This is a genomic window from Mycobacterium sp. ACS4331, from assembly GCF_001667265.1.
Taxonomy (GTDB): domain Bacteria; phylum Actinomycetota; class Actinomycetes; order Mycobacteriales; family Mycobacteriaceae; genus Mycobacterium.
The window spans coordinates 206,248-218,089 of sequence record NZ_LZHW01000102.1 but is presented as its reverse complement, the minus strand read 5'-3'; the positions used below and the strand labels follow the sequence as shown (position 1 = coordinate 218,089).

Annotated in this window: 11 protein-coding genes; 3 read left to right on the top strand and 8 right to left on the bottom strand. The window is 70.7% G+C overall.

Annotated features, from left to right (window positions below):
• The first annotated feature begins 29 nt into the window (after positions 1 to 29).
• Entirely contained in the window at positions 30 to 728 is a 699-nt protein-coding gene (locus A5727_RS24360; RefSeq protein ID WP_068256468.1) for a hypothetical protein, read from the top strand.
• 7 nt (positions 729 to 735) lie between these two features.
• Here the strand turns inward: A5727_RS24360 and A5727_RS24355 are convergent, their stop codons facing one another.
• A complete protein-coding gene (locus tag A5727_RS24355; protein WP_068256465.1) occupies positions 736 to 1,071 on the bottom strand; it encodes a hypothetical protein in 336 nt (111 codons plus the stop codon).
• Between the two features lie 134 nt (positions 1,072 to 1,205).
• Between A5727_RS24355 and rbpA the strand changes: the two genes are divergently transcribed.
• Positions 1,206 to 1,544 (top strand): RNA polymerase-binding protein RbpA, encoded by a 339-nt coding sequence (rbpA, locus tag A5727_RS24350; protein WP_068256625.1) that lies wholly within the window; start codon positions 1,206 to 1,208, stop codon positions 1,542 to 1,544.
• A 9-nt stretch (positions 1,545 to 1,553) separates the two neighbouring features.
• On the opposite strand, the gene A5727_RS24345 is transcribed toward rbpA, so the two are convergent.
• The 7 genes from A5727_RS24345 to cobN are packed head-to-tail and all read right to left on the bottom strand — an operon-like array spanning position 1,554 to position 10,675.
• Positions 1,554 to 2,312 (bottom strand): polyprenol monophosphomannose synthase, encoded by a 759-nt coding sequence (locus A5727_RS24345; protein WP_068256462.1) that lies wholly within the window; start codon positions 2,310 to 2,312, stop codon positions 1,554 to 1,556.
• Positions 2,302 to 4,155, bottom strand: a complete 1,854-nt coding sequence (lnt, locus tag A5727_RS24340; RefSeq protein WP_157521550.1) for an apolipoprotein N-acyltransferase — start codon at positions 4,153 to 4,155, stop codon at positions 2,302 to 2,304. Before lnt ends, A5727_RS24345 begins: the two co-directional genes overlap by 11 nt.
• On the bottom strand, positions 4,148 to 5,749 hold the full coding sequence (locus A5727_RS24335; protein WP_068256459.1) for an amidohydrolase: 1,602 nt from the start codon (positions 5,747 to 5,749) through the stop codon (positions 4,148 to 4,150). Before A5727_RS24335 ends, lnt begins: the two co-directional genes overlap by 8 nt.
• Positions 5,750 to 5,785: 36 nt before the next feature.
• Positions 5,786 to 6,265, bottom strand: a complete 480-nt coding sequence (locus A5727_RS24330) for an FxsA family protein (RefSeq protein ID WP_068256456.1) — start codon at positions 6,263 to 6,265, stop codon at positions 5,786 to 5,788.
• A gap of 34 nt (positions 6,266 to 6,299) precedes the next feature.
• A complete protein-coding gene (locus A5727_RS24325; RefSeq protein WP_068256452.1) occupies positions 6,300 to 6,683 on the bottom strand; it encodes a PPOX class F420-dependent oxidoreductase in 384 nt (127 codons plus the stop codon).
• A gap of 3 nt (positions 6,684 to 6,686) precedes the next feature.
• A complete protein-coding gene (locus tag A5727_RS24320; RefSeq protein ID WP_068256449.1) occupies positions 6,687 to 7,064 on the bottom strand; it encodes a PPOX class F420-dependent oxidoreductase in 378 nt (125 codons plus the stop codon).
• Positions 7,065 to 7,081: 17 nt separating this feature from the next.
• Complete coding sequence (cobN, locus tag A5727_RS24315) at positions 7,082 to 10,675, bottom strand: cobaltochelatase subunit CobN (protein WP_231992209.1); 3,594 nt, start codon at positions 10,673 to 10,675, stop codon at positions 7,082 to 7,084.
• Positions 10,676 to 10,727: 52 nt separating this feature from the next.
• Here cobN and cobG point away from each other — a divergent pair, with 52 nt between their 5' ends.
• The gene (cobG, locus tag A5727_RS24310) at positions 10,728 to 11,840 is read left to right on the top strand and encodes a precorrin-3B synthase (RefSeq protein ID WP_197507741.1); all 1,113 of its coding nucleotides are present in this window, start codon (positions 10,728 to 10,730) and stop codon (positions 11,838 to 11,840) included.
• Positions 11,841 to 11,842: the final 2 nt, after the last annotated feature.

The window sequence follows — 11,842 nt, the reverse complement described above, 5'->3', positions numbered from 1 at the left end:
GCGTGTCGTCGACGGCTACCGTGGCTGTCATGCGAATTCTCGCGCTGACCACGATGACGTTGCTGCTCACCGCCGCCGCGGTGGGGTGCTCGTCGGGCGACGACGGCACTCAGGAGGCGACGGGGGGTCTGACTCCGGTGCCGTCGCGCTCGTCCGCACCGACCTCGACACCCCCGACGACCTCGAAGGTTCCGTCGGCGGCCCCGGAAGCGGGCGCCCCGATACCGGCGGTGACCACGTGGGTGAAGGCCGGCAGGCCCGCCGATGAGGCGCAGTTCCGCACCGCGACCCGCGACGACGTCACGACACAGCTGGGTGAATATGTCGCGTTCGTCACACCGTCGGGCAAGACCAGATGCATGACCGACGAACTGTCCGACGGCGCACTGGCCTGCCTGGTGACGCTGACCGATCCCCCGCCCGCACCGGAGGGGGTCTACGGCGAATGGGTCCCCGGCTGGGTCGAATTCGACGGCACACAGGCCACGATGGGTGCGGGTCGCGCCGATCCGGGTCAGTTCAGCGCGGGCACGGGAGCGGAACTGCCCTACGGCAGCACGCTGAAATTCGGTGACTACCAGTGCCGTTCAGACCAGTCCGGCGTGTTCTGCGTCAACTTCGCCCATCAGTCCGGGGTCCGGGTGAGCGACACCGGCATCGAGCCGTTCGGGTGCCTGCGCAAGGTGGAGACCCCGGACGATGCGGCGGCGCGGTTCTCCTGCCGCTGACCGGGAGTCAGCGCCAGCCGTCGGCGGCCTTGGCGGCCGACAGCAGCGCGTCGCACAACTCGCGCAGTTCGGTCGCGTCGGCACCCTCTTCCACCGCCGTGACGACATCCTCTGCCGCACAACGCACCTGGTAGACGCGATCGGACAGCTGAGCGGCCTCGTCGGCGGACAGCACAACGGCGTCGGCGGGCAGGGCCGTGCCTTTGACCTGGGCGCGCTGCTCGTAGGCTCGCTGCCGGCACGACTGGCGGCAGTACTGGCGACGGCGGCCCATCCCGACGTCGACCGACGCCAGGTCGCGACCACACCAGCGACAGGGCTGGGGACGGACGCGACGTGCCATGGCTGTCGACTCTAGCGGGGGCCTTGCGGGTTTCCCGGTATCCTTGACAGTCGGGCTGCATCGCGCCGGGAACTCCACCCGGCCCGGCTGCGTTGATAATCCCGGAAGTTCTGCGCTGATGAGGAGTGATGACGATGGCTGATCGTGTCTTGAGGGGTAGTCGCCTCGGAGCCGTGAGCTACGAGACTGACCGCAACCACGACCTGGCACCCCGTCAGATCGCGCGGTACCGCACCGAGAATGGCGAGGAGTTCGACGTCCCCTTCGCCGACGACGCCGAGATCCCCGGCACCTGGCTGTGCCGCAACGGCCTCGAGGGCACCCTGATCGAGGGTGACCTGCCCGAGCCCAAGAAGGTCAAGCCGCCCCGCACCCACTGGGACATGCTGCTGGAGCGCCGTTCGGTCGAGGAACTCGAGGAACTGCTCAAGGAGCGCCTCGACATCATCAAGTCGAAGCGCCGGGGCAGCTGACCCCTCCCGCTACTGGTACTGGGCTCCGCGGGCGCGATCCAGGCGCCCGCCGATGCCCCATTGGGCGACCTTGAGCATCGCCTCGCGGATGTTGGACCCGCTCATCTTCGACACCCCGAGTTCCCGCTCGGTGAAGGTGATCGGGACCTCGACCACCTTGAAGCCGTTGTTGATGGCGCGCCAGGTCAGATCGATCTGGAAGCAGTAACCCTTGGATTCGACCGCGCTCAGGTCGATCTTCTCCAGCACCTCGCGACGGTAGGCGCGGTAGCCGGCGGTGATGTCGTGGATGTCCACGCCCAGCAGCACGCGAGAGTAGGTGTTGGCGGTCTTGGACAGGATCAGGCGGCGCAGCGGCCAGTTGCGCACCGTCCCACCCTCCACGTAGCGCGAGCCGATCGCCAGGTCCGCCCCCTCGTCGACCGCGTCCAGAAGGCGATGCAGCTGCTCTGGGGCGTGGCTGCCGTCGGCGTCCATCTCCACGAGCACCGAGTACTCGCGGCTCAGGCCCCACGCGAAACCGGCGAGGTAGGCCGCGCCGAGGCCGTCCTTGGCGGTGCGGTGCATGACGTGTTTGCGATCGGGATCCGCCAGCGACAGTTCGTCGGCGAGTTTTCCGGTGCCGTCCGGGCTGCCGTCGTCGACAACGAGCACGTGTACGTCGGGACGCGCCGCGTGCACCCGGTCCAGGATGAGCGGGAGGTTCTCAAGCTCGTTGTAGGTGGGGATGATCACCAGAGCGCGCTGGCTGGGGCGCTCACTGGTCATGTGGCTCCTTGGGTTCGGTCGTGGGTCCGGTGCTCTCGGCGGTCGGTTGATTCCGGTGGCGGCGCCCTGGACGCATTAACCCTCCATTCTGCCTGATTCGCAGTACCAGCATGGACAGAGCCGCTGCCGCGCCCGCGGCGACCAGCACGAACTGGATCGCCGGTCCCCACTGGGTGGCGGGCGTCACAGAGTTCTTGAGCCGGATCTGGGTGTCCAGATACGCCGGTTCGAAGAACTCGGTGCGGGCCAGTTCGCGGCCGTCGGGAGCGATGACGGCACTGATGCCGGTGGTCCCGGCGACGACCACGTAGCGGTCGTGTTCGACGGCGCGGGCCCTCGCGAACGCCAACTGTTGGGCACTCATGGTGGCGTCGAAGGTCGCGTTGTTGGTGGGCACGGCGATCACCTGGGCGCCGTTGCGCACGGACTCCCGCACGGCCCGGTCGAAGATGACCTCCCAGCACGTGGCCACCCCCACGGGTACGCCTGCCGCGTTCACCACCCCTGAGCCCGTCCCGGGCACGAAGTACCCGGCGCGGTCGGCATACGACGACAGCAGGCGGAAGAACCCGCGCCACGGCAGGTACTCGCCGAACGGTTGGACGATCTGTTTGTCGTGCCGCTCCCCCGGTCCGTGAACCGGATCCCACACGATGACGGTGTTGGTGGCGGCCGGATTCTCCGGTGTCCAGTCGGGGTGCGCGACCACCCCACCGACGAGGATGGGCACGCCGATGGCCCGGGCGGCCACCTCGATGCGGGCCGCGGCGTCCTGGTTGGCGAGCGGATCGATGTCCGAGGAGTTCTCCGGCCAGATCACGAAGTGCGGTTGCGGCGCGCGGCCCTCGCGCACGTCGCGCGCCAGGCGCAGCGTCTCGTTGACGTGGTTGTCGAGCACCGCGCGGCGCTGGGCGTTGAACTCAAGGCCCAGGCGGGGCACATTGCCCTGGACCGCCGCGACGGTGACGGTCGGATCGTCACCCGCTCCAGCGCCGGACTGGCGGACGTGGGGGGTGGCCAGCGCCGTCGCCAGCAGCACGACGACGATGCACAGCCCGGGGGCCACCACGGCCGGCGGCACCACGTCGCGCTGCGCTCCTCGGTTCCACCACGTGACGAACTCCAGCCCCAGCGCCGCGACGGCGAAGCCCGCCAGAGCGACCGCCAGCGAGACCAGAGGCACGCCGCCGAACTGCGCGAGCGGCAGGAACGGACCCGTGGTCTGGCCGAAAGCGACGATGCCCCAGGGAAATCCGCCGAAGGGAACCGTGGCCTTGAGCCATTCGGTGACACCCCATCCGAGTGCGAACCACACCGGCCACACCGGCAGTGTCCGCACCAGCACCGCCAGCAGGCCGAACAGGCCCGGGAACAGCGCGCACACCGCGGCCAACGCGAGCCACGGGCCCGCTCCCACCAGGCCGCTGATCCAGGGCAGCAGCGGAATGTAGAACGCCAGGCCGGCCAGGAATCCGTATCCGAACCCGCCGGCGAGGGTGGTCGCCGGCCGGGTCAGCACCCAGGCCAGCGCCACGAATCCGAGCACCGCCGACCACCACCACGACAGCGGCGCGAAGCTCGCACACAGCAGCGCACCCGCCGCGACCGAGGCGAGCAGACGGGGCCACCGCGGGACGAACCATTCCGCGGCCCGCCGCGCCCAGCGCGTGATCCGCTCGCCCGTCGACACCGACGGCGCGTCCGGGTCCGCAGCGGAATCCTCGTCGGAGTCCGGGGCGCCCACCGGGTCGCCGCCGTCCTCGTCGGTGACGGCCGGGATGATGTCTGTGGTCTCGGCCTGCGTGGCCGCGAGATTCGGGTCCCGCCCCGGTAGGTCAGCCATCGACCGACCCATGGATCACCCCGCCACGGTGCACCGTCGCGCGGCACCGCGGCAGCGCGGTGTCGGCGTCAAGACGTGGCAGCGGCGGAACCCGCGAACCGGGCTCGGTGGACCAGCGCTGCACGGCGTCGGCGGGCGCCGCCACCTCGAGGTCCGCGGCCTCCCACACCGCGAAGGACGCCGGTGCGCCGGGGGTCAGTGTGCCGGTCACTCCGTCGCGCACTCCCGCGGCCCGCCAGGCACCGCGCGTGGCCGCGGAGAAGGCCGCGCGCGGGGAGATCGAACTTCCGTCCGTGCGGTGTCTGGTCGCCGCGCGAACGCTGGCCCACGGCGAGATCTCGGTCACCGGCGCGTCTGAGCCGAAGGCGAGTGGCACGCCTTGGGATGCTAACAGCGCGAAGGGGTTGAGCCGCCCTGCTCGATCGATTCCCAGCCGTCGGGCATACATGCCGTCGGCGCCACCCCAGAGGGCGTCGAACACCGGCTGCATACTGGCGATCACGCCCCATGAGCCCAGCTTGGCGGCCTGTTCGGCGTCGACCATCTCGAGATGCTCGAGACGGTGCCCGCACCGGGCGACCGCCGCGACGCCGACGTCGGCGACCACGCGTTCGAGGGCGTCGACCACCGTGGAGACCGCTCGATCGCCGATCACGTGGAAGCCCGCCGTCACACCGGCTTCGGTGCATGCCGAGAGGTGGGCGAATACCGCCTCGGGTTCGAGATGGCATGTCCCGCAGCCATCGCCGTCCGCGTACGGCTCGTGCAGCCACGCCGTGCGAGATCCCAGGGCGCCGTCGACGAACAGGTCGCCGGCCAGTCCGCGCGCACCGGTCTCGGCGATCAGCTCCCGGGCCGCTGCCGCGGTGGTCACCGCCTCACCCCAGTAGCCGCTGATCTCGACGCCGTGCGCGGTGCCACGCGCCTCGTGCCAGTCCTGCAGGCCCCCGATCTGGGGTCCCGCGCATTCGTGCACGGCGACCACGCCCGCAGCGGCGAACGCGTCGAGGGCCGCCAGCCGCGCGCGATCCCGCTGCGCGGGACTCAGCAGGGAACGCGCCTCGGCGCGCACGAGGTGATGGGCATCGGCCGAAAGCGGACCGTCGGCGTCGAACCCGAGGGCAGCGGCCAGCATGGGGACACGGGCCCGCAGGGCGCTCGACGCCAGCGCGGAGTGCACGTCGACCCGGCTCAGGTAGGCGGGTCGGCCACCGATCGCGGCGTCGAGTTCGGCAGTCGTGGGCGCACCGTCGGCCCAGGCCGTGTCGTCCCAGCCGTGCCCCCACACCACGCCGTCGGTGTGCGCCGCGGCGAACTCTGCGACCAGATGCAGGCAGTGCGTCCTGGAGGTGGCGGCGCGCAGGTCCAGTCCCGCCAGCGTCAACCCGGTGGCCGTGAGGTGCACATGGCTGTCGACGAAGGCCGGCGCGACGAACGCACCCCGCAGGTCGACCACACGCGCGTCGGGGAACTGGGCGCGGCCCACGTCGTCGCCGCCCAGCCACGCGACGACGTCGCCGCGCACGGCAAGGGCGGTCGCATCGGGATGGGAAGGGCTGTAGATCCGCCCGCCGAGCAGAAGCGTCGTGGTCACGAAGGAAGAACGTACTTGGCGAACCTGGGGTTGCGGTTAATCGGGTTTCGGGGCGATCGCCGGACCTGCGGGCCCGCTGGGCTTCGGCCCGTCCTGGACGTCGACAACCTCGCCGTCGATGACCTCACCGGCGCCGTAGCCGGGCCGGGCCGGTACGAAGACGACGCTTCGGGAGATCGCGCGCGCGGCCACCGCACCCGCGAGCGGACGCATCAGGGACCGGGTGGGTGGGGCCAACATGAGCACTCCGGCCAGGCTGGTCACCAGTCCCGGGACGACGACGAGCACCGAGCCCAGTCCGACCAGCGCACTGTCGGTCAGCTGAGCGCCGGGATCGCGCATCCGCTGCTGCAGCGCGACGATCTGGCGACGAAGCTGCGACCCGGCCAGCGCCAAGCCCAGCAGGAACGCGGCGATCAACGCCAGGACGGTCCAGCCGAACCCGATGGTGGCCGTCAGCGCGACGATCACCGCCATCTCGACGACCACATACAGAACGAACAGCCGCATCACCATGGTCGGTCAACGAACCGGACGGGATCGAGGTTCCTCACGCGGGGCGCACTTCGATGGCGCTGTGCACCTTGTCGATGCCGCCGCGGACCAGAGTGTGCGGCAGCCACCACCAGGCGTGCCACCAGTACCTGCGGGTGATCAGGTCGTAGACGCGACGGGTCTCCGATTTGGGCAGGTTGCGGGCGACGCACTCCACCGGTTCGCCCTTCGGCTTCCCGAGTGCACCGGACTTCTGGATCGTGACCCGCGGGGTGTTGTTGATTCGCTTGGTCTTCCACGACCCGTCGTCGGTGATGATCAGGAGCCGGTCACCGTCCGGCACGCCCCAGACCGCGGTGGGCTTGGGCCGCCCGTCCTTGGTGAACGTGGTCAGCAGCAGGTACTTCGACGCCGCGACCTCACGGAACGTCGGCGCCACGGCTCACGCCGCCCTGATCACAAGCGCCACGTTCTTCTTCATGCCGCCGCGAAGCTTGGAGAAGAAGGTGAACGCCTTGCCCATCAGGCCGTACCGGCGGCCGATGGCGTCGTAGGCATCCCCGGCACGATTCGCGTCGATGCTGGCCACGGCCTCCACCGCCTCGCTCTTGACGTTGCCGCGCATGTCGCAGCGCGCGATCGTGACCCGCGGGGTGTTGCGGATGCGTTTGACCTTCCAGGAGTCGGCGCCGGTGATGACGATCAGACCGTCACCCTCCGGCGCCGCCCAGATCGGCGTCGGCTTGGGCCGCCCGTCCTTGGTGAACGTGGTCAGCAGGATGTACTCGGACCCGGCGATGTCGGCGAAGGTCAAGGGCATGCCTGCCAATCTAGCGGTCAGCCCTCGAGATCGCCCTCGGTCTCGAGCAGCACCTGGCGCAGGCCGTCGAGCGTGTTCTGGTCCGGCTCGGCCCACATCCCGCGCTGCACGGCCTCGAGCAGTCGCTCGGCCATCCCGTGCAGCGCCCATGGGTTCGATTCGGCCATGAACTTGCGGTTCTCCGGATCCAGCACGTAGCTCGAGGTCAGCTGCTCGTACATCCAGTCGGCCATGACATGGGCCGTCGCGTCGTAGCCGAACAGGTAGTCGACCGTGGCGGCCATCTCGAAGGCGCCCTTGTAGCCGTGCCGGCGCATCGCGCTGATCCAGCGTGGGTTGACCACCCGGGCGCGGAACACTCGGGTGGTCTCCTCCGACAGGGTCCGCGTGCGGACCGCGTCGGGACGGGTGTTGTCGCCGATGTAGGCCGCGGGGTCCTTCCCGGTCAGCGCGCGCACCGTGGCCACCATGCCGCCGTGGTACTGGAAGTAGTCGTCGGAGTCGGCGATGTCGTGCTCGCGGGTGTCGGTGTTCTTGGCCGCCACCACGATTCGCCGGTAGGCGCGGTTCATATCCTCGGTCGCCGGTGCGCCGTCCAGGTCGCGGCCGTAGGCGAACCCGCCCCAGGCGGTGTACACCTGCGCGAGATCGTTGTCGTCGCGCCAGTTTCGGCTGTCGATCAACTGCAGCAGGCCCGCACCGTAGGTGCCCGGCTTGGACCCGAAGATGCGCGTCGTCGCGCGCCGCCGGTCGCCGTGGTCGGCCCGGTCGGCGCTCGCGTGCGCGCGGACGAAGTTCTGGTCGTCGGGTTCGTCGAGCGCCGCGACGAGCTGCACCGCGTCGTCGAGCATCGTGACGACGTGCGGGAAGGCGTCGCGGAAGAATCCTGAGATGCGCACCGTGACGTCGATGCGGGGCCGACCGAGTTCGGTCAGCGTGATGGCCTCGAGGTCGACGACGCGGCGCGACGCCTCGTCCCACACCGGGCGCACGCCGAGCAGGGCCAGCACTTCGGCGATGTCGTCGCCGGACGTGCGCATGGCCGAGGTCCCCCACACCGACAGGCCCACCGACTCCGGCCACCGGCCATGGTCGTCGCGGTAGCGGTTCAACAGCGAATCCGCCATCGCCACACCGGTTTCCCAGGCCAGCCGCGACGGAACCGCCTTGGGGTCCACCGAATAGAAGTTGCGTCCGGTCGGCAGTACGTTGACCAGTCCGCGCAGCGGGGAACCCGACGGTCCGGCCGCGATGAACCGGCCGTCCAGGGCCCGCAGCACCTGCTCGATCTCGCGGGAGGTGCCGGCCAGCCGGGGCACCACCTCGGTGGCCGCGAAGCGCAGCACGGCCGCGACGTCCGGGTCGTCGGTCAGGGTGTCCACCGCAGCGGCGTCCCATCCGGAGGACTGCAGGGCCGCGACGAGTTCGCGCGCTTGGGCCTCCGCGGCGTCCACCGAGATCCGGGAGTCCTCGCCGTCCTCGGCCAGGCCCAGGGCCTGCCGCAGGCCGGGGACGGACTGCTCCCCGCCGAACAGTTGGCGGGCCCGCAGCATGGCCAGCACCAGGTCGAGTTCGACATCACCCTCGGGGCGCTGGCCCAGGATGTGCAGGCCGTCGCGGATCTGCACGTCCTTGATCTCGCACAGCCACCCGTCGACGTGCAGGAGCATGTCGTCGAACGAGTCCTCGTCGGGCCTGTCGGCCAATCCCAGGTCGTGGTCCATCTTGGCCGCGCGCATGAGCGTCCAGATCTGCTGCCGGATGGCGGGCAGTTTGCCCGGGTCGAGTGCCGAGATGTTTGAGTGCTCGTCGAGCAGCTGCTCCAATCGGGCGATGTCGCCGTAGCTTTCGGCGCGCGCCATCGGTGGGATGAGGTGGTCCACCAGCACCGCGTGCGCTCGGCGCTTGGCCTGGGTGCCCTCGCCGGGGTCGTTGACCAGGAACGGATAGATCAGCGGCATGTCTCCGAGCGCCGCGTCGGCGCCGCAGGCCGCCGACAGCCCCAGGGTCTTGCCGGGCAGCCATTCGAGGTTGCCGTGCTTGCCGATGTGGACCACGGCGTCGGCGCCGAACGTCGTGTCGATCCAGCGGTAGGCCGCCAGGTAGTGGTGGCTGGGCGGCAGATCCGGATCGTGGTAGATCGCGACCGGGTTCTCGCCGAACCCGCGCGGCGGCTGGACCATCAGCACCACGTTGCCGAACTGCATTGCGGCGATGACGATCTCGCCTTCCGGATCGTTGCTGCGGTCGACGAACAGCTCACCCGGCGGCGGGCCCCAGTGTTCGACCACGGCGTCGGCCAGTTCGGCGGGCAGGGTGGCGAACCAGTCCCGGTACTCCGACGCCGCGACCCGCACCGGATTGGACTCCAGCTGCTCCGCGGTGAGCCAGTCGGGATCCTGACCGCCGCGCTCGATCAGGGCGTGCACCAGCGCGTCGCCGTCCCCCGCCGCCAGGCCCGGGACGTCTCCGACGGCGTAGCCCGCCTCGCTCATCGCCCGCAGCAGCGCCACCGCGCTGGCCGGGGTGTCCAGGCCCACCGCGTTGCCGATGCGGGCATGCTTGGTCGGATACGCCGAGAAGATCAGGGCGACCCGCTTGTCGGCCGGTGCCACGTGACGCAGCCTGGCGTGGCGCACGGCCAGACCCGCGACGCGCGCGCAACGCTCCGGGTCGGCCGCATAGGTGATCAGACCCTCCTGGTCGATCTCCTTGAACGAGAACGGGACCGTGACGATGCGTCCGTCGAACTCCGGGACGGCGACCTGCGTCGCGACATCCAGGGGACTCAAGCCGTCGTCGTTGGCCTCCCACTGCGCACGCGGGGATGTCAGGCACAGCCCCTGAAGGATCGGGATGTCCAGGGCCGCGAGGTGTTCGACGTTCCAGCTGTCGTCGTCCCCGCCCGCCGAAGCGGTCGCGGGGCGCGCCCCGCCCGCGGCCAGCACCGTCACCACCATGGCGTCGGCGCCGCGCAGCCGCTCGAGCAGTTCGGGCGGTGCGGTGCGCAGTGACGCGCAGAACAGCGGCAGCGGACGGCCCCCGGCGTGTTCGATCGCGTCGCACAGCGCGTGGATGTAGCCGGTGTTGCCGGCCAGCTGCTGGGCCCGGTAATAGAGCACCGCGACCGTGGGTCCGGTCGCCTCGGTGGCGGGCCGGGCCAGTTCGCCCCAGGTGGGCATCTCGGCCGGCGGGTCGAAGCCGACCCCGGTCATCAGCACGGTGTCGGACAGGAACGCGTGCAGGCTGGCGAGGTTGTCCACGCCCCCCTGGGCCAGATAGAGGTGGGTCTGCACGGCGATGCCGGCAGGCACGGTGGAACGCTCCATGAGGTCGGCGTCGGGCGCCTGCTCACCGCTGATCACCACGGTCGGCACCCCGCTGGCGAGCACCGCGTCGATGCCGTCCTCCCAGGCGCGGTAGCCGCCCAGGATGCGCACCACCGCCACGTCGACGCCGTCGAGCAGCTCCGCGAGTTCTCCGGCCAGGTCGGACTGCATCAGCCTGCTCGGATTGGCCCACCGGTAGTTCCGACCGCTGGCACGGGCGGTGATCAGGTCGGTGTCAGAGGTGGACAGCAGCAGGACGGTCGGCGAAGAGTCGGTCGGCACCCCCCATTCGTACCGCATGAGCTCCGGGCCACCCACGTCGTACCGTGGACACGTGATCCGCACCCGCGACGACGACGCCTGCCCCGGCGCGCTGAGCCTGCATCAGGCGGCCGACGGCGCATTGGCGCGGATCCGGCTGCCTGGTGGCCGACTGACCGCCCAGCAGATGGCGGCGCTGGCGGTCGCGGCCCGGGACCACGGGTCGGGTGTGTTGGAGCTGACCGGTCGGGGCAACCTGCAGATCCGCGGGATCGGCCCGGACCCCGCACCCGTGGCGCAGGCCGTCGCCGAGGCCGGCCTGCTCCCCTCACCCACGCATGAACGTGTGCGCAACATCGTCGCCTCCCCACTGTCGGGGCGGGTAGGCGACTTCGGGGACGTCCGAGACCTGGTGACCCAACTCGACACCGCCCTGCAGGCCGAGCCCGATCTGGCCCGCCTGCCCGGCCGCTTCTGGATCGGACTCGACGACGGTCGCGGCGACATCAGCGGGCTGGGCACCGACATCGGACTGCGTCTGCACGGCGACCGTGCCGGGCTGCAGATCTGCGGCCGGGACACCGGCCTGTCGGTCGCCCCCGAACGGGCGGTCGATGCCCTGCTGGGGGCCGCGCACCGGTTCGTCGAGATACGCGGGAACGCCTGGCGGGTCAACGAACTGCCCGACCCGGCGGTGCTCTTCGACGGCGCCGTGCTGGGCCCGCCGCCGACCCCGACCCATCGGCCCCCGGTCGGCTGGTTCACCCAGCACGACGGGCTGGTCACGCTGGGCGCGGCGGTGCCACTGGGCGTGCTGGCGGCCCGCACGGCCGAGTTCCTGGCGGCCATCGGGGCGCCGCTGGCGATCACCCCGTGGCGGTCCGTGCTGGTGTACGACCTGACCGAGGAGGTCGCCGACGCCTCGCTGCGGGTGCTGGCCCCGCAGGGACTGGTGTTCGACGAGAACTCCCCCTGGCTGACGGTCAGTGCGTGCACAGGACGTCCCGGGTGCGCGAAGTCGATCGCCGACGTGCGCGCTGATGCCGCCGCGGCCGTGGCCGCCGGCGAGGTCGGCGCCGATCACCGCCACTACGTGGGGTGCGAACGCGCGTGCGGCAGCCCGCCTGGAAGTCAGGTTCTCCTGGCGACGCCGGACGGTTATCGGCCGCGTCGGCACCACCCGTAGGG

Bases quoted from the DNA above. Each gene is read 5' to 3' on its own strand.
- lnt (WP_157521550.1), bottom strand. From the start codon at position 4,155: ATGGCTGACCTACCGGGGCGGGACCCGAATCTCGCGGCCACGCAGGCC.
- A5727_RS24330 (WP_068256456.1), bottom strand. From the start codon at position 6,265: ATGGTGATGCGGCTGTTCGTTCTGTATGTGGTCGTCGAGATGGCGGTG.
- A5727_RS24320 (WP_068256449.1), bottom strand. From the start codon at position 7,064: ATGCCCTTGACCTTCGCCGACATCGCCGGGTCCGAGTACATCCTGCTG.
- A5727_RS24345 (WP_068256462.1), bottom strand. From the start codon at position 2,312: ATGACCAGTGAGCGCCCCAGCCAGCGCGCTCTGGTGATCATCCCCACC.
- rbpA (WP_068256625.1), top strand. From the start codon at position 1,206: ATGGCTGATCGTGTCTTGAGGGGTAGTCGCCTCGGAGCCGTGAGCTAC.
- A5727_RS24355 (WP_068256465.1), bottom strand. From the start codon at position 1,071: ATGGCACGTCGCGTCCGTCCCCAGCCCTGTCGCTGGTGTGGTCGCGAC.
- A5727_RS24360 (WP_068256468.1), top strand. From the start codon at position 30: ATGCGAATTCTCGCGCTGACCACGATGACGTTGCTGCTCACCGCCGCC.